Genomic DNA, 22948 nt, shown 5'->3' on the forward strand with positions numbered 1-22948 from the left:
TGCAATAACGTTAACTTTAATCTTTTTTGTTAGGGCTTTAAATTCCGAATATAACTATCAGGTATAAGACCCCATGTCCTAACCACAATTCTTTAACCTCAACACACTTTAAACTTGCCAATCAGCGCATCGAGCTCGTCAACTTTTCTGTCGAGTGAGGCAATACGCTCTGCACTTTCCTGTGCACTGTCCAATGATTTGGAAGAAATATCGCTGATAGCAGTAATGTCTGAGGCGATTTCCATACGCTTGCTTCGTTGGGCTATATCCATCACCCCGATGGAAAACACTACGCCGACTTAGTGCTTGGAAGTAACTTCCCCGAAGAATATCGTGGCGTCGAATCCTTGGATCATCGCGGTTACGTCAACCAACTGGCGCAGATCCTGTTACCCATATCAAAAGGCATTGGTTTCACCGTGTTGCCAGAAAGCGTCATGAGTCGATTTGAGCAAAAAGAACAGCTTACGTCGCTTCCACTTGAATCACCGATTTCGCAATCCCTGTTTCTTTCGAAGAAGAAACATCGTGATTTGCCGAAGCGATTCGAAGCGGTGATGAACATTATCCATGAGGCGACCCGCTAAACGTAAAAAGGGAAGCATTCGCTTCCCTTTTCTCACTGCGCTCTAGCTGTTTAGAACGAGTAACCAACTGCGATCATAAATACCCAAGGGTCTATGCTGACGTCAGTTTTATGTTCGTCTGTGCCTACTTTGTATGATGCTTCCGTATCGATATCCGCATACCAAATCGAACCGTTCACATACCAATTGTCATAAACTTCATAATCTGCGCCAACGTTTGCTGCGAGACCCCAAGAATCTTCCAGTCTCAGGTCCGAAAGACCATTTGCTTGTGCATTACTATTTAATTCTTCATCAAAAAACGTCGTGTAATTAATACCCGCCCCAACATACGGTCGAAACTTACTGTCTTTTGTTCCGAAGTAGTACTGAACCATCAAAGTTGGCGGCAGATGTTTGGTTTCACCAATATCCCCCAGATTGCCAAAACTGGTTGAAATAGCGTGTTTAAAAGGCGTTGCTGCCAACAATTCTACACTGAAATTGTCGGTTATCATGTAGCCAACGGTCAGACCCAATTGAGTATCAGAGTCAATTGAAAACTCGTCTTGAGAGTTAAGTATCTTATCGCTGCTGTCATTCGGAGAAACATAGGCGGCACCGGCGCGGACGATAATATCTCCTTCACTGTGGGCAAGCGCAGGCGAAGAAGCAGCGGCAGCCATCATGGCAATCAGACTCATCGTTTTTTTCATTATGGTTTCCTTACTTGGTAGGGCTTCGTAATCGCTTTATTTTTGAACTGCGCCGCAATTTACCATGCAAAAACCACACAGTTTTGATGGAAATCAATTTGTAAACAAGTTGTCCTTTTCGGTTAAATAAGCTGTCGCAGAGATCAACAAATCACCCATTTCAGACACATTCATGTAATGCAGGAAATTCCCACACCCGCCACTCAGCAAGCGCCCAACCTTTCCATCCACTGCTATCCAACACCTTGAATAGCCGTGGCAGATATTCGTGAAGTAGCATCACAAATATACCTTATAAAAAATAAGGACTCTTACCACACAACTACTCTCAAGGTGAGAGAGTGAGTCAGTCAACATCTCCATAAAAATGCGCCGGCAACGTACCGGAGCAAAGTGAGTGAGGTTCACCATGGACTCAGGATTGTTGACGAAAATTAGTAACGTCGTGTTCGCCACGCTGCTGGCCATTTTTCTCCTGCTATTCCCTGCAGGAAGCCTGAACGCAGCCCCAAAGGCTTTAGTGATGAAGCCATTCAATCAACTCAGTGATCAAAGCAAGGAGTGTGCTGCCTGCCATAAAGAAAAGAATCCATCCATCTATGCCCAATGGGGTCGCTCGAAGCACTATGGTGCCAATGTGGGTTGCTATGAGTGCCACAAAGCAGAACCCGGCGACGCCGATGCCATCCGACATGAAGGCGTGGACATTGCGGTTATTGTCTCGCCCAAAGACTGCGGCAGTTGCCATGTTCAGGAAGTCGAAGAGTTCGATGCCAGTCATCACGCGAAAGCCGGACAGATCATAGGATCGCTGGATAACTTCCTCGCAGAAGTTGTGGAAGGCTCTCTGATGCTGAATGGCACCTCACCTGCCGCCGTTAACGGTTGTTGGCAATGTCATGGCTCTGAAGTCAAAGTGCTCGAAAATGGCGATCTCGACCCTGCCACATGGCCAAATACAGGTATCGGTCGTATCAATCCTGATGGCTCAATTGGCGCATGCAGTGCATGCCACCAGCGCCATCAGTTTGATATGGTGCAAGCCCGTCGTCCGGAAGCTTGCGGCAAGTGCCATCTTGGTCCTGACCATCCTCAGAAAGAGATTTACGAAGAGTCCAAACACGGCATTAACTTCTATGCCCATGTGGATCAGATGAACCTCGGTTCCGCGAAATGGATTGTCGGCGAAGATTATGATTCTGCCCCAACCTGCGCGACTTGCCACATGTCAGCGACCCGCGAGCTGGCGGTCACTCATGATGTTGGCGATCGGATTTCGTGGACATTAAGGCCAGCCATTTCCGAGAAAATCGACGCCAAGGACAAAGCACTCGGCAAGGAAACCAAATCCTGGGAAGCACGTCGCGCTGACATGCAGAACGTCTGTCAGTCCTGCCACACCAAATCGATGGTCGAGAACTTCTACATTCAGTTTGATTCGCTGGTCGAGCTCTACAACGAAAAGTTTGCCCGCCCCGGTAAGCAGCTTATGGCAGTGCTTCAGCAAGAAAACATGTTGACAGAAACCGGCTTCGATGAAGAAATCGAATGGACCTGGTTCTACCTCTGGCACCACGAAGGCAGACGTGCCCGACATGGCGCTGCAATGCAGGCACCTGACTATGTACAGTGGCATGGCTTGTATGAAGTCGCCGAGCGTTTCTATATCGAACTGGTGCCGCAGTTCCTCGAAGTGGTGGAAAAAGCCGCCCACAATGGCAATCAGGAAGGCGCAGAACGTGCCCGCGCTGTGTTGGCAGATATTCTTGCCCGCTCTGAACATGCCTGGTTCAGTGGCAATGAACCTGATGAAGTGAAGCGCGCCCGCAAAGAAGCGCAGGAAGCCTTCAAAGCCCGTTACCTCGACGATAGCAACTGATAGCGCGGACAACAGCAAGGACTGCTTGTCTTTGCTGTTGTTCTGAGGAGGATCTATGGATGACCCGACGTCTTCAGCATCTGCTCTGTCACGAAGAGAAAGGCTTTGGCGCTGGCTGAAAAAGCCATGGCTACTGAGCATTCCAATTGGGATCTATCTGCTTGTGATTGGCCTTGCTGGTTTTCAGAGCGTGATGGTGGCTTCAAATCAAAATGTATTTTGTTTTAGCTGTCATCTGAAGATGGACACTATTGTTCAGGAGTACAAAGCGTCGCCGCATTATGTCAGTGAGGATAAGGTTCATGCGACCTGCGCCGACTGCCATGTGCCGCACGAGTTTGTCGATAAGATGCGTGTGAAGATCACTGCAACGGCTGATATCTACTACATGTTCATTGGCAAAATTACCAAGGAGAACTTCGAGCAGGAACGTCCGAGGCTCGCTCAAAGAGTGTGGGATGACATGACCGCAGAAAACTCGGCCAACTGTCGCCATTGCCACGTTGGAGACAACTTTGACCTGAGCAAACAGCCTCAGCGGGCAAGGCTGAACCATCAGCAAATGGATGCAAGAGGCGAGACCTGTATCGACTGCCACACCGGCATCGCGCACAAGCGGATTACTGTAGAGTAAAAAAATAGCCGCTCTAAGAGCGGCTATTTTGTGAAGTCCAAGCTCATGACACCCTAAATTTGCCGATAAGAACGTTGAGCTCTTCGACTTTATTGTCGAGTGATGTGATGCGATCAGCAATTTCTTCCGCGCGTGCAAGAGATTGCGCTGATACATCACTGATTGAGGTAATGTCGGACGCAATTTCTCTTGTTACAGCAGTTTGCTCTTCCGCTGCAGTAGCAATTGAACTCACCATGTTTTGTACCGAGCTCGCACCAGCCACGATGTCTTCCAATGCTCTCACAGCATTCTCACTTTGCTGTACACCAATTTCCACCAACTGGCAGTTATCTTGAGTACGTGAGACAGCATCCTGTGTACCAGCCTGAATCGCTTCAATAATGCTTGAAACTTCCTGTGTCGCCTGTGTAGTGCGTTCTGCCAACGCACGAACTTCATCTGCGACCACTGCAAAACCACGACCAAACTCACCCGCCCGGGCCGCCTCAATAGCTGCATTCAAAGCCAGCAAATTGGTCTGCTCCGCAACCCCTTGGATAACTTTGATGACAGAACCGACTTCCTCACTGTGGTTACCCAACTCTTGCACAGAAATAGACATATCTTGCATCTGCATCGACACTTGCTGGATACTGTTCACCATGCCATCGATTACCTGACGCCCTTCCTGTGCTGAGTTTTCTGCTCGCTTTGCTTCGTCAAAGGTAGACGTACCTTGATGCGCCACCTCAGAAATGGTCAGGCTTAGCTCTTCAGATGCTGTGGCTATCAACGTGGCTTTGTCTGCCTGCATGGATGAACCAGAGACTACCTCTTGGCCAATTGCACCCAACGCTTTGGTAGACACATGAACTTCTTCGGTGACCGTGTTAATAGACCCGATCAAATCAACCAAAGAACGCTGCATCACATTGATTGAGGCTGCAAGACTTGCCAACTCATCACCGGACTTATCTTCAATCTCATCTCGAGACAATTCACCACGGGCAATGCGCTGTGCAGCCTTATCCAGTTTAGTCAAACGCTTTGTGATAGATGATGCAAGCTTAATAGCGATAGCACATGCAACCACCAATGCGAATAACGAAGCATACAATGCCAGGCTTTTAATCTCATCGAATGTATCCAGCAGACCAGTCAAAGCCAAAAGCATTTGTTCCTGCTCAGCCGACGTCACCGAATCAAGCAACTCCTCTATAGGCTGTAGGTGTTGTTCATAAAGCGTCCTTAGCTCTGAAACCAACAATGCCATACTTTGGTTGCTATCCGCTTGAGGCAATATATTTGCGTTGAACGCCACATCAAAATCACTCATATGCTGCTCAACTTGAAGCAGCTTTTGGTAGTCCGATGACCCGGGGACTTCTAGACTTTTCGCTTCGGCTAGTACCGCGGCAAATTCATTTTTATTCGATGTTAAGTCGGCTTGAGCTCCCTCAACGCCAGTCACAACTCCTACGGCGTCCCGATAAACATCCCCGGCTTCATCCACCAATATAAGGTAAGCAATCGCCTCAGGTACGTCATCATTCCGGATTTCGCTCGCTATCCCTTTCAGCACGGAAAGCTCGATCACTATGAATGCAGTCATTGCGACTAACAATCCAACCAAACTACCAAACCCCAAATACAACTTCTTACTTACACTCATCCCACCCATTGCACCCGCTCCATTCTATACATCAACTGCAAGCTAAAAGTACATTGTATCTTATGCAATAACGTTAACTTTAATCTTTTTTGTTAGGGCTTTAAATTCCGAATATAACTATCAGGTATAAGACCCCATGTCCTAACCACAATTCTTTAACCTCAACACACTTTAAACTTGCCAATCAGCGCATCGAGCTCGTCAACTTTTCTGTCGAGTGAGGCAATACGCTCTGCACTTTCCTGTGCACTGTCCAATGATTTGGAAGAAATATCGCTGATAGCAGTAATGTCTGAGGCGATTTCTCGGGTCACGGATGTTTGCTCATCAGCAGCCGTCGCAATAGAACTGATCATGCTTTGCACCGATGCCGCACCATTGAAGATATCATCCAGCGCTTTCACGGCACTCTCGCTGTGGTTAACACCAATCTCAACCAAGCCACAGTTTTCTTCAGTACTGGTGACGGCATTTTGTGTGCCCGCCTGAATGGACTGAATGATGGTAGAAACTTCCTGTGTTGCCTGCGTAGTCCGCTCCGCCAGTGCGCGAACTTCGTCAGCAACCACGGCAAACCCGCGACCAAACTCACCTGCGCGTGCTGCTTCAATCGCCGCATTCAGCGCCAACAGATTGGTTTGTTCTGCGATGCTTTGAATCACCTTGATTACATTGCCAATCTCTTCACTGTGGCTACCCAGTTCACGCATAGAAACCGACATTTCCTGCATCTGCACAGACACCTGCTGAATGCTGCTTACCATCTCGCTAATGACCTGGCGCCCTTCGTGCGCGGCTTCTTCTGAACGCTTGGCTTCATCAAAGGTGGCTGTGCCCTGATTTGCGACTTCAGAAATCGTCAGGCTCAACTCTTCTGATGCGGTCGCAATCAAGGTTGCTTTTTCAGCCTGCATCGAAGCGCCTGAAACCACATCCTGACTGATGGTAGACAGTGCTTTAGCTGATGAATGCACCTCTTCTGTCACCCCACGGATTGAGGAAATCAGACTCACCAGAGACGCTTGCATGGCATTCACAGACACGGCCAGACTTGCCAATTCATCGCCAGATTTATCTTCGATAGAATCATTGGACAGTTCGCCGTTCGCGATACGCTGCGCTGCCTCATTCAACGTTTTCAATCGGCGGGTAATGGAGGTTGAAAGCAAGTAAGCAATACCGCAGGAGAGCAAAATGGCCACAGCTGCGAGTGAAAGCAGAGTCATTCGCATGACTTCATAGGCATCAAGCAGACTGCCAAGTGCCTTATCAGTTTCTTCCACTTCCTCAGAAGAAACTTGGTCGAGAATATCTTCGATGGGCGACAGATGAAGTAGATAAACATCATGAAGTTCTTCGACCAGCTCAGCCATTTCGCCACTATTGCTAACCCGCGGAAGAATGTTGTTTTCAAAAGCGGTCAGGTAAGCCTTCATGTGGTCTTCAATTTCAGCCAGTTTCTGAAAGTCTTCCGATCCCGGTGTTTCCAGTAACCGTACTTGGGCAATCAAATCCATATACTCTTTGGTATTGCTCTTTAAATCTTTCGCTGCATCGGTTACTCCATTTATCACCCCCACAGAATCACGGTAGACATCACCCGCCTCATCAATCAATCCTAAATAGCCAATGGCTTCCGGCACGTCATCGGTTCTTACTTCAATACCGACCTCCTGCAGAAACGCCAGTTTTATCCATACAAACGCCACCATGGTGACTAACAGGCTTAGAATGCCCCCAAACCCCAAGTACAATTTTTGACTGACTGTCAGCTTCCTCAACATGCTGCTTCTCCTTCCCGATGAAATAAATCATTTACCGTATGATGTATCGACCTACACACCATTCGCTTTAGTGATAAATCGAACATCAACGCAACCTCCACATCACGTTCGGCCCTCTATCCGATCATCATGCGTTACTATTCAGAGAGTTAGTTTTCGAACAAAAAATGCGCAGGATTTGTTAAAAAGCCTGCTGATAACTTGTAGGGATGGAGACAAGGGAGAAACAGCAATGAAACGCCAGTCAACGGCAGAGCACTACCAGAAGCGACTTTCCGTATTGTCGGATTACATCTACGAAAATCTGGAAGATGATCTCGATATGGATAGGCTCGCGGAGGTTGCGCTGATCTCGCCTTACCACCTGCACCGCATCTATCGCGGGATTTACGGCAATAGTCTGACGGACTCGATCCGTTGGATACGTCTTCACTATGCTGCGGACAGGTTGATAAAGACGGACATGAGCATTGAAGCGATTGGCCGCATGGCGAAATACAACTCTGTGCAGAGTTTCACCCGTGTTTTCAGTGAAGCCTTTGGCATGCCACCCGCCCGATTCAGGCGTGAAGGTGATCATGTTCAATTTACGCAACCAATGCGGAAAAACGAGGACTACCCTATGCAAGAGATCACAGTAAAAGACAGTGAAGCACTGACACTTATCGGATTCGAACACCACGGCGATTATATGAAGGTTGGGCAGCAATTCGAGAAGCTGCAGGGCTGGCTGGCGACCCGCAACCTCATTGATCCAAGCATCCGTTTCTTCGGCGTGTATTTTGATGATCCGGATACTGTGCCTACCGACCAGTTGCGCTCTCTGGCTTGTATCACAGTAGCGAATCCAGATGAGTTCCCTATGGAAGAGGGATTGAAGCGTTTTGATATTCAAGCAGGCAAATGTGCGGTAATGCGCTACAAAGGCCCATACGCAAATATGGACGCGGCCTATCGTTGGTTATTTTCTGAATGGTTACCAAATTCCACTGAGCGTGTGGGCAACCAACCGGCCTACGAAGAGTATCTCAATGATGTTCATTCCGTACCACAAACTGAGCTGCTAACGGATATTTACATCCCTCTTGAATAGGATTTATTCCCCATATTCTTTAGTAAACACGCCATTCAAGGCGGCATTCAATTAGCCGCCTTAATCTTCTGTTATTTAGAGTATTAATAATCAGACATCTCCATATTCATACCCGAATACTGCCCCAAAAACCTAACTAAACCTGCTGTTTTACAAGGTTGAAGACAACAGAAAACGTTAACGTTTAGATATCAAATCTCATGCTTTTTTCATTCCCAATCAAAATGGCGAATAAAAATTCAGTAATGAATATTACAAATAGCGTAATGATCATTAGATACAGTCAGTTGCAACCCCACTTTTCGCATGGCTATTTGGCGGCAGATTTTCATCCTTCATACTTCCCTAAAACTCCTTATATGCAACTGACAACATCATCTCATTACTAAGACTTAGCCACATTCCCTGTACGGTTTTTGACCTTTATATTTCAAAGCTGAATAAACCAGCACAAAACAATAACAAGACATGCTCAACAGGGAGACTATGACGTGGCAAACATTATCAATGGGACAGAAGAAGACGATAACCTACGCGGAACCAATGACGTAGACACAATCTACGGTTACGGCGGTAATGATTTTATCCAGGCGGATGGCAACACCGACTACGTTTACGGTGGCGATGGCGATGATACGGTCATCGGTGGAGACGATGAGGATATCGTCCATGGCGATGCCGGTAATGACTGGGTGCGCGGGGGTTTTGGCAACGATTTTCTCTACGGCGATGATGGCGATGATCGCGTCGAAGGCAATACAGGCGATGATTTCCTTTACGGCGGCAGAGGCAATGATTTCCTCTACGGCGGTGAAGGGATAGACGTCCTGTATGGCGAAGAGGGGAATGACCGTTTAAGAGGTGGCGAAGGTAACGACACACTTCACGGTGGCACAGGTAATGATGTACTTTTCGGCAACGAAGGAAATGACATCCTTAATGGCGATACAGGCAACGACGTCCTTTGGGGAAATGAAGGCAATGATCATCTCGTGGGTGATGATGGCAATGACCCTGACGTTGGCGATGGCTCAAGCGGTAGCAACGGTGTCCAACTGAAAGCCGATGGTCCAGCCATTGAAAGTGCTGCAAACACCGGGTGGACCACCACGACTGTCACTATCGATGGTTTGCCTTATGTGGTGACCACACAGTTCGGCTATAGTGGTACCACCATCATTTCCCGCGTAGAAACAGATGGCACCCTAACAGAAACCGATCGCATCACCTTTGATAACAGCACCAAAACAGCGTCTATCTCTTCCAGCGGCGACATTACCGCTGACATGGCTGATGCAGGCCTTTCGGTTAACGCACTCGGTAATGGTCTCCACCACTCCAATATTTCGTTTGTTGATGGAAAAGCAACCCTGTTCCTGACATCTCAGAACAGCGGCTCTATCACCACGTTTGAAATCTCTCCAGACGGTACTCTCTCTCTGGAAGGTGGCTTGTCAGAATTCGGCGGTTCGCAAACCTGGCTCCGTGACGGCATAATCCGTGAAAATGTGGTTTTTGAAGCTAACGACGGCAGCGAATATGTGTATGTCACCCGCCCTTTCCAGGATCGTGTCGATATTCTGACTTACGATCCGGAAACAGGCGCAATGGCAGAAACCGGAAAATCCGTTGTCGCCGGTGATATCACGTCAAGCATCGATATTATCGAAGCCTACGGCCAGACGTTTGCCGTGGCGAGTGGCAATGCCAGCGTTCATCTCTACTCAGTGAACGAAACGACTGGCGATCTCACTGCCATTGACACCGAAGCAGTTACCAATGGCAGCGGCAACTCAGTCAACTTCTACCAAACGGCTGATGGAACCACTTACGCCATTACCTCAAGCTCTGGCGGTAACTATGCCTCGGTCTTTGAATTGGGTGCTGATGGCTCTCTAACGCTGACTGACACCGTCGACGGTGGCGGTGCATACATGTCTACAGCAGGCTATGTGGAAGGTCAGCCTGTGTTTGTGATGCCAAATGCCACCGAAGGCGTGGATCTCTTCACCATTGATGCAAATGGCGAGCTTGAGCTTCGCACAACCATCACTGACCTGCAGAACGACAATACCCCACCCGTGATTGTCCAGACGGTTGATGGTAGCTATTACCTTGTCGATGCAGACGGCAATGCCTCTTCCGTGAAATTGGCGGTTAACGATTTCTTCAGCGAACCGCGCAATGATTTGCTGTTCGGTGGAGACGGTAATGATTTACTGGAAGGTGGTGCTGGCAATGATGTTTTACGTGGTGACAATGGCTCAGCCTCTGAAATTGGTCTTTTCCAGCAAGGCAATGCGGTCACCAATGATGCCAACTCCGGCTGGACCACCACCACTATCGACATCGACGGTGTGCCTTATGTCCTAACCACGGTATGGGGTTACAGCGGCGCGGCCATCCTCTCCCGTGTGGAGAACGATGGTACGCTAACAGAGACCGACCGCATGGTGTTCAACAACAGCACCAAGACAGTCACCACCACCTCACAGGGTGACATTACCGCGCAGGTGGAAGATGCAGGTTTGTCAGTGGGTGCTATGGGTAATGGCCTGACGCACTCCAACATGACGTATGTCGATGGACAAGCCACCCTGTTCCTCACTTCACAGAACAGTGGCTCTATCACCACCTGGCATATTTCAGACGACGGTAAACTCTCTCTTGATGGTGGCCTGTCTAACTTTGGCGGATCGCAAACCGGGTTACGTGGCGGTATCGTGCGTGAAAACGTGGTATTTGAAGCAAACGACGGTACCGAATATCTGTATGTCACCCGCTCTCAGAATGACCGCATTGATATTCTGACCTACGACTCTGAAACCGGGAAAATCGCCGAAACAGGTAAAACCGTTGAGGCGGGAGATCTGGTTTCCGGAATCGATATCGTTTCCATCGGCTCACAAACTTACGTGGTTTCAAGCGCCAATGGCAGCGTCAACCTGTATGACGTTAATCGCGTTACCGGCGACCTGACGCTGGCAGATACCCAAACAGTCACTGCAGGTGGTGGCAACTCCGTTAACTTCTACCAAACGTCAGATGGTGCTACCTACGCCATTACTTCTGGTAGCGGCGCGGACTACGCGTCTGTATTTGCTGTCGGCGAAGAAGGCACGCTCACTCTCACTGACACTATCTCTGGTGGTGGCGCTTACATGTCATCGGCAGGGTATGTGGATGGAGAGCCTGTGTTTGTGATGCCAAATGCAACCGAAGGTGTCGACCTCTACACCATCGATGGAGATGGCAAGTTGGTTCACCAGCTCAACGTCACTGGCATTCAGAATGACAACACGCCGCCTGTTATCGTTCAGACAGAAGACGGCAGCTACTTCCTGGTGGATGCCGATGGCAATGCTGCCTCTGTAGAGCTTGGCTTTGGCTATGACACCATGTCCATTGAAGGTAATGGTTATGACGATGAGCTTCACGGTGGTACGGGCAATGACCGTCTGGAAGGTAACCAAGGCGATGATGAGCTCTACGGCGATGAAGGCAACGATGAGTTGAAAGGTCAAGACGGTGAGGACTTCCTTTCCGGCGGTGCTGGATTTGACACCCTCACAGGCGGTAAGAATGCTGACGTGTTTTTCTTCGACAGCGAGTCTGGCTCTGACACCATTACCGACTTTAATCTGCGTGAAGACAGCATCCAGATTGACAGTTCACTCGCCAGCGGGACAGACGCTCTTCTCTACTGGCAAAGCGGCGCTGATACTGTGATTTCGGTTAATGATGGCGCAGCGACGATTACCCTGGAAAACTTCGATGTGGACCGTGTATCTACGGACATGTTCGACTTTACCTAATAAGTCGCTTTAGGATGCAAACGGCCCCAAGGGGCCGTTTTTTTATGTCTGGCGTTTTTATATCAGGCTGAGAGCTCTGAAACTATCCAGTTATGGAATGCCTGCACCTTTTTAATCCTGAAGTGCGATTCCGGGCAGACAAAGTAGTACCCGAACGCGACTTTTTGGTTATGTTCCCGTCCAAAGGGATATATCAAACGCCCCGCCTTCACATCCAGATCGGCTAACGCGGTCGACGTTAATGCCACACCCTGCCCTTCGATAGCCGCCTGCATCGCCAGCGCTTCACTGGAAAACTGATGACCAGAGTTCGCATCTGGATGATCAACCCCTGCCGCGCGCAGCCACATACCCCAGCAGGGTGCCTGCGCCTGAGTGGTTTGCCAATCAGAGCGCAACAACATGTGATATTTCAGATCCTTTGGCAAATGTAAGGGACGCTTGCCTTCCATCAAGGCAGGGCTGCAAACTGGCACCACCTCTTCCGGGATTAACACCTCGCAATGCAAACCAGTGTAATCGCCACCACCATAACGAAGCGCAACGTCTACGCCATCCCGCCGGAAGTTAACCAAAGACTCACTGGCGTCTACCCGCAAACGATACGCCGGATACTGCTGGTAAAAACTGCCTAATCTTGGCAGTAACCATTTTGCGGCAAAAGTCGGTGACACACTCACCACCAATTCATTGCTATGACGGTGCCGATGTAATTGTCGGATCCCCTCTTCGAGTTTCGCGAATCCTTCCTCCATGAACGGATAAAGCTGCTCACCCGCTTCAGTGAGTGAAATTGCGCGTACCTTACGTTCAAACAACGCAATATCCAGATAGCTTTCCAGCGTTTTAATTTGCTGACTGACGGCGGCAGGCGTGACATGCAACTCCTCCGCTGCCTGTTTAATACTGAGGTGCCGCGCCGTACTTTCAAAAGCTCTCAGAGCATTCAATGGGGGAAACTGTACTTCCATGATTTAGTTTTCCTTATCCATAAAGCAGAAAACCTCGTTTGTGGTTAAGGAAAGAGTATCTCAAGATTGAGCTGAACTTAAGTATTTCTTGATTAACAAAGAGACAAACTGGAGGAGAGGCAAATGAGGATTTCAGAGAAGAAAAGCCACACCCTGTTGGTCGCGCCTTATGGGCAGAGTAGAGAAACGCGTCTTGAAATCAGCCGAATGATCTGGAAATTGGTGGAAGGTGTAATGGCGGGGTATCAGGCTTTCAGGCTAAAGCATCAAAGAGAGAAACTTCGCGACTCGCTTTCGAGCTATCCGGACTACCTCCTTAAGGATTTTGGATTAAGTCCGGAAGAGATCAGTGTCATTAAAACCCGCAGTATTCAATTGAAGTCAGAACAAATAGCGCACAGTGTGAGAAGAAACTAAACGTTCACCCTATTCAGGGTGAGCGCTCCAATCAGGATTTTACTTTCTCGCTATATTCACACTGTGCTGCCCACTTTACATACCAGGCTTCCAACTCCTCTATGGGTTTGGGATGACATATTAAAAATCCCTGCACCAACATGCTCGGATAATTGGAAGTCAGGTATTCCAACTCTTCGGAAAGTTCAACACCTTCAGCAACGACTTTGCATTCCGACTCTAAAGAAAAGTCCGCCAACGAGCGAACAATTGCCTGACCAAAATGATCGGTGTGGATCTTGCTGATAAGCGATCGATCCACCTTCACTTCAGTAAAGGGCAAATGCCGCAAGTGGCGGAAGTTGGCAAAACCGGTTCCAAAGTCATCCAAAGAGACACCAAAACCCTGCATCCTTAAACGGTTTAAGGATTCGAGTTGCTCAGGCGAACTCAGTGCTGACTCCTCTGTAATTTCTAACGTAATTCTTTGTCGCAGCACGTTCTTTGCTTTAAACAGCGCATCTAATCGGTTTGGGATACTCAAATCACCCAGTTGCTGCGCAGACAAGTTGATGCTCACCGTCACATCCGGCCCAAATATCGCGGAAAGCGTTTCCATATCCGTTGCTGTTTTTTCCGCAATAGTTGTAGTGAGTAAATCCACCAACCCATGCTGAACCGCAGTGGCCAAGAAGCAACTTGGCATTATTACCACCCCTCTTTCGGGGTCGAAAATACGCGCCAAGACTTCAACGCTTTCTACGCGCTTGGTCAGAGGGTTCACTTTCGGCTGATAATAAGGCACCACATTTCCGCCAATGAGGTATTTGATCAACTCCTCACGTGACATGGCAGAATTCTGTGCAAATTGCATTTCATCAGGTCTTGGAAGCTTATTCAGCGTTTTTTCCAATGCGTCTAACGTAATGGGCTTCGCGATACTGCCCAATAGGTAAACCCACTGCAATTTTGCTATTTCAGCAGCCAATTCCGTTACCCGATTCTCTAAGTCGGAAATAATGCATACCGCGCCACGGAAGTTCATTCTTCCCAATTCGCGGATAACGCACATTCCATCAATATCAGGCATACCTAAGTTAGTAAACACAACGTCATAGTGAGTCCTTCCAAAGTTGATTTCATCTAATGCTGTTTGCGGACACGAGAAACAACTCACCTTTTCGTACCCTAGGCAGCTAAGCATTTTTTTAATCAACAATAAGACGGATTCAGAGTCGTCTATAACTGCAACATGTTTAGTACTTTTCACTCTCCCCACCAACCCAATGTCCTATTAGTGCTAAGAATAAATCCCAATGTGTTTGCCAATTTTAAACTTTGCGCATTGTCGTAATTAGAATTCAAACGCTGAAGTTGACCACCCTTCTCTCTCGAGTTTTTGTTGTAATCGAGAAGGGCCATGAACACTAACCTTCTATATGAAAGTTTATTAATCGCTGTCAATAGCCATCAATAGAATATTCTTTAAGCTGTTTATTATTAATAGAAAACATATCAGCTTTGCGCCAAATGAAATGAAAATTTTTGTCTCCTTTTTTGGAAAATTTGGCTTTAGTTTTCTTATCTACATGTTTTGTAAGGATAAATAATTCAATATGCAACGAGACATTAATTTCAAACATTGTCTCAAAGTTTCATATGCGTTTCATGGTCTTTTTTTTGAGCCACACGTTGCAAAACTATGAATCTAATCGCATATAATTTTCAAATAAAAAGAGCATATTAAATTCAGGTAATGAAATTAGGCTTTCCCATTCTGTATGCTTCTCTTAACGCTACATATTAGTGAAATACATTTAAACGGACATTTAAAACATAAGAAAGCGCTTGCAGTCATAAATCCACCACTCTTAACCATGCATCCTATTTTTCCTTAATCTCCAACAAGAAAATTTAACTTTTATGATTAGAGATTTTTAATATAAAGGAGAAAAATGAGAAGAAGCGTTAGAAGTAAGGAGACTGATTCACTGCATCAAATACCACAAATCAATTTCCTTGTTGGAAGCAAGATCATCAAACTGCAGATATAAAATGAAGAATGAGCCGAAAAGAGAGTTTTGTATTCTTGTCAAAAAGGTGAGGACTATTCCAAAATCATTTCAGATACAACAGTGGCTACACCCAGATCAAAATCGAGAAATATCATTTGGAAACAAAAATATTACGCAACTTTGTTCATGAAAAATGAGTTGCCATGAATCAGTGTAGCTTAGTTGTATAGACCAATTGCGCAACAAATTGATAAGTTAGAATGATATTTTGAAGTCCATTCTGTCTGGATTTATGACGATAATATGTAGACAACAAGCAAAAAGATCATCACTTACCGATAATTCACATCTCTGTGATTCATTCCTTCAAACTGTATACCCAAACAACCTGAAGATGCTCGCGTTCAGAGGTCATCAATGCGTTCAATTCGAGGCAAATTCCGCGAGGAATAGTCATTCTATTTCCGTGGAGTTTAACGAAGAAGTGGGCGCATTGAGGGCCTCCCTTCGGGCGAGTTGACTGACGCCGTGCTCATTGTTGTTCCTTTTTGATGGAGATAACTACACCTGCAAAGGAACGCCGCGATCACAACGCCAGTCAATCTCGCTGAATCATGCGTATTCAGGTTGTTTGGGTATAAAGATAAAACCATTGTCCTTAAAAGGCATCTAGTGGAGTGATACTCAAAGAAAAGAGTGGTAAATAACCCCTCAATATCTAGAATGCGGGCATTAAATCTTGCAATGAATGAGAGTGTCTTTATGTCTCGCGACTATACCTTCGAATGCCTTGTCACCATGCCACGCCATGAACTGGAAGAATTCAGTGCCCGAATGATCGGCCGAATGGTGCCAGAGGATGTGATGACTGAAATATTCACGTTCGAGCAAGAAGAGATAGATAGCGAAGAACGTTTGTTGTCTGCTCGCCTCGACGCCATGTTGCGCATGACAGCAATCGCACTGAACGAAACCCAGCAAGCGTTTGATGACTCTGAGCATGCAAAGCAAAACAGCGAGAGAATGACGAGACTACTGCTTTGGCATTTCTACGCTATCTCTTTTCACCTGGAACAGGCGATTACGCTGGAAACCCATTGTGAAGAAGTCGAGAAACTGCTGAAAAACACGCCCAAGGATGTCTTCGGCTGGGTTAACACACTCACAGAACTGCTACACACCTATGCAGAGATCAGCGCAGAACAGAATCCTGAAAGCTAACTAGGGTTTGTTGACTCTAGGGGCTGTTGACCTTTGGTGGTTAAATTTTGTTCTCGCTATAAGCGTTTTAGGCGCGGCGAGGTGTGTGCCGCCTAGTTATTCTAAGTAAATATGCCTCAACAAAGCATAAAACGCTTAGAGTACGGGAGGCGCAGTCGAACCCTTCGGGCAGTGTTTGTGGGGAATTTCTGCTGCGTTATCAGCTTCTCATGTAGGCGAGCTACACATCGAAGCCTCTGCCTTGCATAAAATCCCCACAAAATGCTGCAAAAATCATCACCAAAGGTCAACAGCCCCTAAGCATTCTCCCCCAGCTTTATCAATTCCTGTTCGCTGAAGCTCACAAACCCGATCGGAACATCGCTGCCCAGCGCAGCGATGATCTTCTCAGCACTTTCTGCACCAAAGCCGCCGCAAAGTTCAACGACCTGAGCACCGCTTTTAATCAGTGCTCTGGCCGCTATCACTGCTTCTTCGTCGGATCTGACACCCAAGACTTCAGTGCGGAACAGAGGTGATTCAATGACAGATTGGTGTTCATCTTGCTGGTAATCCGGCGCTTTGATGATAAACCCGTAGTGGGAGATCACTGTGTCAATTCCTTTATTAGACGCTGTCGCTCAGCGCAGTAAAATCAAAAATCGGTATTGCGTCTAAGAAGACGCAAAACAAGCCATGTTGTAAATCTCGTTACGAGTATTGGAGTAGAAATAAAGATTTTCGTCATTTACGCTCAATGCGTATCTCACCTCTGCTCCTTTGAACTCAAGGTAATCACGGTTGATCACATCATCAGAATGCTGCAGATTCTGCCTGACATCCTGAAAGCTGACGATTAATTCGTTTCCTTTCAGGAGGTAAGTGCCAAAGTAAAGATTCTCCAGCTTCTCGACTTTACCCTCCTTGTCCGTCACCTCAACAAACTCTCTAATATTGAGTTGGCTTCGGGATGCAAAGGTCAGAGTCATCCTCTCGAAAATGGAAAGATAGTTATGGAAGGCCTCCGATAAGAATCCGGTTTTCAGCGTTTCACAATGCCAGCTGGTGGCGACCAAACTTTCATATTTCCGCTCTTCATGCAGTTCATAGAGAAAGACGCCAGCTAAGCCGGAGAAAAAGAGCACTATCGGCAGAATAAATTGTCGCTTGATAAGAGATTTTTTAAAGGTATCCATGATGTACTGTGCTCAAATTTTGAAACAACATAGTTCAACGTTTGATTTCGCTGATTAACAATGAATATGTTCAAGGCATTCAGTGAAGGTCGATCAATTGAAGAGTATCGCCGCAAGTAAAAGGTTAAATGGCAGTTATCTATAATCTTATTGCCATCCCCTTCCAAAAAGGCAGATGCTGCTTCCAGTGCGCTCTCCGAGTTTGCAAAAACAGTCACGTCACCTATTCGGTGGCTAAGTGCATACTCTTCAACATCAATAAAGTAAGGTAACTGACTAACGCTGGTTTCAATCTTGGAGATAACAAAGAAAGTCATCCAAGTGAACGTCACTGCTACTATCACTAACATCGCGATAAACGTTTTGCTAATGCTTTTATTAGGGAGTGATTTACCGTAATACGTTGCGCCAGATTCTTTTGATAACGCTAAGTCTTCAAGCTCGATTGAGTTGTCATGATAAAGCGGCTTACCTGTCTGGGACTCTATACCCACAGATTCGGTGGATAAGCTAAAACTCCCCGAATCATCCATATCAATACTGACGGAGATATCTCCATCAATATTAAGGATATAGCCAACCTTACTGATGGTCTTTATCTGAGCGCCACCTTTAACGCTCAATTTTAAAGTTTTTCGGAGGTTTGAGACAACATTTGTCAGAGATTGGTCAGAAACGACCGCGTTACCCCAACATGAAGAGAAGAGCTCTTCTTTAGTTACGCTTGTGCCTACATTCTCTAGCAGCAGTATAAACACTTTTCCCGCTATCGGGCTGAGTTGCTCTTTCCGTCCAGACTCAAAAACAAGTGTTCTTGTACCCGAGAAGTAAACAATATCCGAGAAGCCATATGCTTTAGATGTATCTGGCATTGACTACTTCCAATTTCCACACAAGACTTTTAGACACTTCATAAAATACATCCTCTCATTTTTATAAAACCGCCTATTTAACCATTCAAGGTTACCTGTTAATTGTAGTTTGACTTTATCTCAATTAAAACACCCACTTTTCTTCCAATACAAACATTAGCCAGCACTAATTAAAAGTATTGTAAAACACTGAGAAGCTTACAGCCTAGGGCTAGAAAATGGCAATTTCAAGTCTAATCATTTGTCCATATACTCTTATCAATTTTATTTTCATAATTCTATTACGTCCTCTAGTCGCAGATAGACATTCCAAGTGTTGAGACTTGAATTTGACGACTAACTACGAAACCAAAACTCTAGAGCAACTGCTTTCTGCTCACCCACACCATAGTTCAGCGGCGACCCGTTGCACCAAATACAGACAAAAACATAAAACCTTTATTTTCAGATAGATAAGCAACATTAAACCACTGGATTTGTACGTGAATTTGAAAGTGGTGTGATTTTTATTTGATAACTATTTAGATCAACATCACATTTCTATGCAGAATGCTCCTCGATTTCACTCCTAGCGTATCGTTACGTTGCTGATAGGTGCAACGCGCAGCGAGAGCAAGTAATTACGACAGTGAATAAATAAAAACCAAGAGTTCATATTATCACTACATAATATATCCTCTTCATAGATACATATTGAGAAGAAATAATGATGAATAAGAGTGTTTACTTAGCAGCAAGTGTGTTGACTTTATTTTCAACAGGTGCCTTTTCAGCAACACCATTTAATCAAGACGAAGTATATCTTGGCTTTGATCTGGGCTATACAAAAAACAACTCAGAGATGACAACCTCGAATACAATTGGAAGTTTTGAGCAGAAATTAAAAGACACTGGCGATGCCATTGATGACCAACTATACAATGATTTAAAAATAGGTTACACCATCAATAATAACCTACGAGCCTATACTTTTTGGCGTGTGTCGAGTGAAGATTCTGCTCATTCTAGAATTATGGATAGTTCAAACACTCAAATTGGCACAGTAGATATAAAAAGGCAGGAAAATATCTTCGGTCTTGGCTTGGACTATCTGCAACCACTGAGCGATAGATTGTACTGGGTAATTGGAGGTAGCCTAGGTCGTTACAACTCAGAAGTAACAATTGATTCTCAGCGAATTTTTCGCGGCACCGACTCAACGAAACTGACGTCAAAAGGCCTTGCTTTGGGTGTGAATACTAGTATTGGTTATGCAATTAATCAGAACTGGTCAATTGAGTCTGGTGTTAACTATATGCATCTCAATGGCAACGTCACCAAGTTCGAGAACAATGGCTCAAACTTCGAATACAAAAATGACAAACAATTCAGTGTATTCGCCGGCGTAAATTACAGCTTCTAATAAATAAGAGTGGCTTATATTGCTTTGATGTAAGCCGCTTTCTCAACCACCAAAAAACTCCCTATTATGCGAACACTTTTTTACATAGCTGCTGCGATGTTGCTTTCTGCTTGCACGCATAGCGTACATCTCAATAATGACAGCGACATCTCTAACTGCGTCAATGATTGCAAAGCGTCAATCAATCTAATAGCTGATGTTCAAAACAATAATATAGAAAGTATTGAGCAATACGACATCCAGCATTTTGAGTTTGATTTTTATTCTTCTATTGCTCATCAAACACAGTTAGCACTTGTGGACAGAGGCTATTCAGTCAACAACACCCCATCAACTGAAGCCAATACTCTTAAACACGTGAATTACACGGTCGAATATCAACTGGAAGATAAATCAATGGCAATCCCAGGAACGATATTCGGCGAAAGTAATGCTGCTGCGAGTGTGACCTTCAAGCTTTACGATCGCGACAATAACCTTCTTCTATCTGGGATTGAACGTTGCGCTTTTCGTGATGAGATGAACAGCAGCGAAACAACCTCTCATTTTTTGATGCCATTCGACAGCTTAACGGGCGCGTCATTCAAGGCCTTTCTAGCGAGAGTCTGGAACACTGCTATCTCTGAATGCAGCCAAAAGTTTGCCGTGAAAGTCGATGCAATACATGCGAATCAATTGGAATCACGCGACAACTTCCCACTTTCTAAACCCCTGAACTGAGTATCTCCGGAGTATCTATGTATTAGATTATTTGGCCCATGTCACTGGCATTGGCTTCGCTTCTTCACGCCCAAGCATTTGCCTCACAGAGTAACGTTTCTGCTTACATTTTAAACGGCAGCGATACCGATATTCAGGATGTTCCTTGGCAGGCCTATGTTGAGAGTCATGCACTTGGATATGCTTCAAGCTGTGGCGGGTCTGTCATTAAAGACGTCGACAGCGGAGAAGCGAGATGGGTACTGACAGCAGCGCATTGCATGGATGTAAATGTTGCCGACATTTATCGCACACTCCCTGACTCAGCGGATGATGTCTTTGTTTCAACCGGCGTAGCAGACAAAGGCGATGCCGAGTTCAAACGACGTGCTGTTCAAGCTAAGACGGTCTACATCCACAAAGATTGGGATAAAGAAAGTAATGATATGTATAGCGACATTGCTTTAATTGAACTCCACAGCCCAGTATCAGAGCCGGCAAAAGCTATCGCTTTGGCGTCAGACAGCGTGCAACAGGACTACGATTCGAGTGCGGAAAACACAAAACACTCACCGAATCGCTCACAGCTTATTAGCGGCTATGGCCATGTAAACCCGAAAGTAAGCAAAGTCATCATGCTGGACAGACTTCAAGCGGTCTATACCTATGCCATCACAGATAAGCAGTGTCAGCAAGAGTTCAATACATTTGCAAACCGCGGTGCTTACATTCCCAACATGCTCAATGACGAGAACGCTTTTATCTGTGCGGGTGCAAAAGACATGAGTATAAATGACCCTACTCAGCAAATTGGGGCTTTTCAGGGAGACTCTGGGGGACCAATGGTATGGGAGAATCCTTCTGATAACACCAAGTATCTAATGGGTATCACCAGCTGGGGAGGCAACCATTTAAGAAGTGGGTACCGTTGCGGATTAACCTCTACTGTTTACACGCAGGTTTCCACATACAAAAACTGGATTGAGCAATGCATGATTGGCAACTGCCAAGATGCAAACGTTATCAAGAGTAGTACCACGCAAACCCTCACACCGGAAAAACCCGACGCAGTGACACCAGCAAAACCCAGTAATCCAAAAGCGTCTGACGGCGCCTTAGGTGCCGTCACGCTTTGTACCCTCTTACTACTCACGTTTAGGCGACGTGAAAAGCGCATCTTCCATGCGGATTGATATCCCATCCAATTGTCCGGGTGTGAAATTTTAACGTTGTGGCAATTGGTTTTACTAAACATCGCGACAATAAACGTCACTGATGAATAAAAACAACGAGTGGGTAATACCCAACCTAAAAAGCAAAAAAAAGGAGATCTAAAATGTCAGTTGTTACTTTTCTTGGAAGCCCAGTTTCCATTGCTGGAAGCCTACCAACTGCTGGACAAATTGCACCTGGTTTTACGCTTTGCACTGTCGATCTTTCGGACATCACACTGGCAGACTTCAAAGGTAAAAAGGTGGTGCTCAACATTTTCCCGAGCATAGATACACCAGTTTGTGCCACCAGTGTCAGAACATTTAACGAAGTTGCCGCAAGTAAGGAAAACACGGTTGTGCTTTGCATTTCTGCAGACTTGCCATTTGCGACCAAACGGTTCTGCTCTGCGGAAAACATCCACAATGTACAGACAGCATCTTTGTTCCGCGCACCTGATTTTGCCGAAAACTACGGGGTGGCGATTTCTGATGGTCCACTAGCAGGTCTCGCCTCACGCGCGGTTATCGTTATCAATGAAGATGGAATCGTTATTCACAGTGAGCTTGTTAATGAGATTACTGAAGAACCTTCATACGAAACAGCTCTGTCAATTCTTTAACAACACATGCTGACTCAACTCACTGACTTAATTGCCGAATATCAGGCATTGACTGGACAAGAGGGTCAGCATATTGATGAGCTTCATACCCTCATTACTTGCCTCTTTGTTCGAAGTAAATCCATTGATATGGCTAAGAAATCTGTCATACGAGATATGGTGCTGGAACGCATTAGACATGAAATCATGTGGTGCAAATGTACATTCAATTTCGAATCAACC

At 46.0% G+C, this 22948-nt stretch carries 20 protein-coding genes; 11 read left to right on the forward strand and 9 right to left on the reverse strand.

All coding sequences use genetic code 11. The features are described from left to right. Positions 1-98 precede the first annotated feature (98 nt). Positions 99-245: a hypothetical protein gene (locus tag GCE9029_RS26375; RefSeq protein WP_157487826.1), complete on the reverse strand. Its 147-nt coding sequence runs from the start codon at positions 243-245 to the stop codon at positions 99-101. A gap of 57 nt (positions 246-302) precedes the next feature. Between GCE9029_RS26375 and GCE9029_RS17845 the strand changes: the two genes are divergently transcribed. Further along, a complete protein-coding gene (locus tag GCE9029_RS17845) occupies positions 303-587 on the forward strand; it encodes a LysR substrate-binding domain-containing protein (RefSeq protein WP_231870146.1) in 285 nt (94 codons plus the stop codon). Between the two features lie 50 nt (positions 588-637). On the opposite strand, the gene ompW is transcribed toward GCE9029_RS17845, so the two are convergent. Beyond that, the gene (ompW, locus tag GCE9029_RS17850; RefSeq protein WP_062665291.1) at positions 638-1282 is read right to left on the reverse strand and encodes an outer membrane protein OmpW; all 645 of its coding nucleotides are present in this window, start codon (positions 1280-1282) and stop codon (positions 638-640) included. 421 nt (positions 1283-1703) lie between these two features. Here ompW and GCE9029_RS17855 point away from each other — a divergent pair, with 421 nt between their 5' ends. Both GCE9029_RS17855 and GCE9029_RS17860 read left to right on the forward strand, forming a co-directional pair. Continuing rightward, positions 1704-3161, forward strand: a complete 1458-nt coding sequence (locus GCE9029_RS17855) for a multiheme c-type cytochrome (protein WP_231870145.1) — start codon at positions 1704-1706, stop codon at positions 3159-3161. Between the two features lie 55 nt (positions 3162-3216). After that, positions 3217-3795: a NapC/NirT family cytochrome c gene (locus GCE9029_RS17860; RefSeq protein ID WP_062665295.1), complete on the forward strand. Its 579-nt coding sequence runs from the start codon at positions 3217-3219 to the stop codon at positions 3793-3795. A gap of 43 nt (positions 3796-3838) precedes the next feature. Here GCE9029_RS17860 and GCE9029_RS17865 read toward each other — a convergent pair whose 3' ends face one another. Beyond that, positions 3839-5449, reverse strand: coding sequence for a methyl-accepting chemotaxis protein (locus GCE9029_RS17865; protein WP_062665800.1), 1611 nt, complete (start codon positions 5447-5449; stop codon positions 3839-3841). Positions 5450-5610: 161 nt separating this feature from the next. Next, positions 5611-7233, reverse strand: a complete 1623-nt coding sequence (locus GCE9029_RS17870) for a methyl-accepting chemotaxis protein (RefSeq protein WP_062665297.1) — start codon at positions 7231-7233, stop codon at positions 5611-5613. Between the two features lie 232 nt (positions 7234-7465). Between GCE9029_RS17870 and GCE9029_RS17875 the strand changes: the two genes are divergently transcribed. Together GCE9029_RS17875 and GCE9029_RS17880 are read left to right on the forward strand one after the other, a co-directional pair. Further along, positions 7466-8326: an AraC family transcriptional regulator gene (locus tag GCE9029_RS17875; protein ID WP_062665299.1), complete on the forward strand. Its 861-nt coding sequence runs from the start codon at positions 7466-7468 to the stop codon at positions 8324-8326. Positions 8327-8817: 491 nt separating this feature from the next. Further along, complete coding sequence (locus tag GCE9029_RS17880) at positions 8818-12141, forward strand: alkaline phosphatase (RefSeq protein ID WP_062665301.1); 3324 nt, start codon at positions 8818-8820, stop codon at positions 12139-12141. Between the two features lie 62 nt (positions 12142-12203). On the opposite strand, the gene gcvA is transcribed toward GCE9029_RS17880, so the two are convergent. Then, positions 12204-13112: a transcriptional regulator GcvA gene (gene gcvA, locus GCE9029_RS17885; protein ID WP_063856897.1), complete on the reverse strand. Its 909-nt coding sequence runs from the start codon at positions 13110-13112 to the stop codon at positions 12204-12206. Between the two features lie 123 nt (positions 13113-13235). Here gcvA and GCE9029_RS17890 point away from each other — a divergent pair, with 123 nt between their 5' ends. After that, complete coding sequence (locus GCE9029_RS17890) at positions 13236-13529, forward strand: hypothetical protein (protein ID WP_062665303.1); 294 nt, start codon at positions 13236-13238, stop codon at positions 13527-13529. A gap of 31 nt (positions 13530-13560) precedes the next feature. Here GCE9029_RS17890 and GCE9029_RS17895 read toward each other — a convergent pair whose 3' ends face one another. After that, the gene (locus GCE9029_RS17895; RefSeq protein WP_062665802.1) at positions 13561-14778 is read right to left on the reverse strand and encodes an EAL domain-containing response regulator; all 1218 of its coding nucleotides are present in this window, start codon (positions 14776-14778) and stop codon (positions 13561-13563) included. 1507 nt (positions 14779-16285) lie between these two features. On the opposite strand from GCE9029_RS17895, the gene GCE9029_RS17905 reads away from it, so the two are divergent. Further along, positions 16286-16744: a hypothetical protein gene (locus GCE9029_RS17905; protein WP_062665306.1), complete on the forward strand. Its 459-nt coding sequence runs from the start codon at positions 16286-16288 to the stop codon at positions 16742-16744. 296 nt (positions 16745-17040) lie between these two features. Here the strand turns inward: GCE9029_RS17905 and GCE9029_RS17910 are convergent, their stop codons facing one another. The 3 genes from GCE9029_RS17910 to GCE9029_RS17920 form a co-directional block, all read right to left on the reverse strand. After that, positions 17041-17334 (reverse strand): DUF6506 family protein, encoded by a 294-nt coding sequence (locus tag GCE9029_RS17910; protein WP_062665307.1) that lies wholly within the window; start codon positions 17332-17334, stop codon positions 17041-17043. Positions 17335-17397: 63 nt separating this feature from the next. Then, positions 17398-17919 carry a hypothetical protein gene (locus GCE9029_RS17915; protein ID WP_231870147.1) on the reverse strand — a complete coding sequence of 174 codons (522 nt, stop codon included), beginning with the start codon at positions 17917-17919 and terminating at the stop codon, positions 17398-17400. Further along, a complete protein-coding gene (locus GCE9029_RS17920; protein ID WP_062665309.1) occupies positions 17868-18791 on the reverse strand; it encodes a winged helix-turn-helix domain-containing protein in 924 nt (307 codons plus the stop codon). Before GCE9029_RS17920 ends, GCE9029_RS17915 begins: the two co-directional genes overlap by 52 nt. Positions 18792-19497: 706 nt before the next feature. Here GCE9029_RS17920 and GCE9029_RS17925 point away from each other — a divergent pair. The 4 genes from GCE9029_RS17925 (at position 19498) to tpx (ending at position 22726) form a co-directional block, all read left to right on the forward strand. Beyond that, positions 19498-20193: an outer membrane beta-barrel protein gene (locus GCE9029_RS17925; RefSeq protein ID WP_231870148.1), complete on the forward strand. Its 696-nt coding sequence runs from the start codon at positions 19498-19500 to the stop codon at positions 20191-20193. 96 nt (positions 20194-20289) lie between these two features. After that, complete coding sequence (locus GCE9029_RS17930; RefSeq protein ID WP_062665311.1) at positions 20290-20913, forward strand: hypothetical protein; 624 nt, start codon at positions 20290-20292, stop codon at positions 20911-20913. 38 nt (positions 20914-20951) lie between these two features. Continuing rightward, the gene (locus GCE9029_RS17935) at positions 20952-22085 is read left to right on the forward strand and encodes a serine protease (RefSeq protein ID WP_062665313.1); all 1134 of its coding nucleotides are present in this window, start codon (positions 20952-20954) and stop codon (positions 22083-22085) included. A 143-nt stretch (positions 22086-22228) separates the two neighbouring features. Then, positions 22229-22726 (forward strand): thiol peroxidase, encoded by a 498-nt coding sequence (gene tpx, locus GCE9029_RS17940; RefSeq protein ID WP_062665315.1) that lies wholly within the window; start codon positions 22229-22231, stop codon positions 22724-22726. Positions 22727-22948 lie beyond the last annotated feature (222 nt).

Source organism: Grimontia celer, assembly GCF_900055185.1.
In the GTDB taxonomy this organism is placed as follows: domain Bacteria; phylum Pseudomonadota; class Gammaproteobacteria; order Enterobacterales; family Vibrionaceae; genus Enterovibrio; species Enterovibrio celer.

Coding starts and splice junctions, on each gene's coding strand:
- GCE9029_RS17870 (WP_062665297.1), bottom strand. CDS start 7,233: ATGTTGAGGAAGCTGACAGTCAGTCAAAAATTGTACTTGGGGTTTGGG.
- gcvA (WP_063856897.1), bottom strand. CDS start 13,112: ATGGAAGTACAGTTTCCCCCATTGAATGCTCTGAGAGCTTTTGAAAGT.
- GCE9029_RS17915 (WP_231870147.1), bottom strand. CDS start 17,919: ATGGATACCTTTAAAAAATCTCTTATCAAGCGACAATTTATTCTGCCG.
- GCE9029_RS17890 (WP_062665303.1), top strand. CDS start 13,236: ATGAGGATTTCAGAGAAGAAAAGCCACACCCTGTTGGTCGCGCCTTAT.
- GCE9029_RS17925 (WP_231870148.1), top strand. CDS start 19,498: ATGATGAATAAGAGTGTTTACTTAGCAGCAAGTGTGTTGACTTTATTT.
- GCE9029_RS17875 (WP_062665299.1), top strand. CDS start 7,466: ATGAAACGCCAGTCAACGGCAGAGCACTACCAGAAGCGACTTTCCGTA.
- GCE9029_RS17935 (WP_062665313.1), top strand. CDS start 20,952: ATGTCACTGGCATTGGCTTCGCTTCTTCACGCCCAAGCATTTGCCTCA.
- GCE9029_RS26375 (WP_157487826.1), bottom strand. CDS start 245: ATGGAAATCGCCTCAGACATTACTGCTATCAGCGATATTTCTTCCAAA.
- GCE9029_RS17920 (WP_062665309.1), bottom strand. CDS start 18,791: ATGCCAGATACATCTAAAGCATATGGCTTCTCGGATATTGTTTACTTC.
- ompW (WP_062665291.1), bottom strand. CDS start 1,282: ATGAAAAAAACGATGAGTCTGATTGCCATGATGGCTGCCGCTGCTTCT.
- GCE9029_RS17930 (WP_062665311.1), top strand. CDS start 20,290: ATGTTGCTTTCTGCTTGCACGCATAGCGTACATCTCAATAATGACAGC.
- tpx (WP_062665315.1), top strand. CDS start 22,229: ATGTCAGTTGTTACTTTTCTTGGAAGCCCAGTTTCCATTGCTGGAAGC.
- GCE9029_RS17905 (WP_062665306.1), top strand. CDS start 16,286: ATGTCTCGCGACTATACCTTCGAATGCCTTGTCACCATGCCACGCCAT.
- GCE9029_RS17860 (WP_062665295.1), top strand. CDS start 3,217: ATGGATGACCCGACGTCTTCAGCATCTGCTCTGTCACGAAGAGAAAGG.
- GCE9029_RS17865 (WP_062665800.1), bottom strand. CDS start 5,449: ATGAGTGTAAGTAAGAAGTTGTATTTGGGGTTTGGTAGTTTGGTTGGA.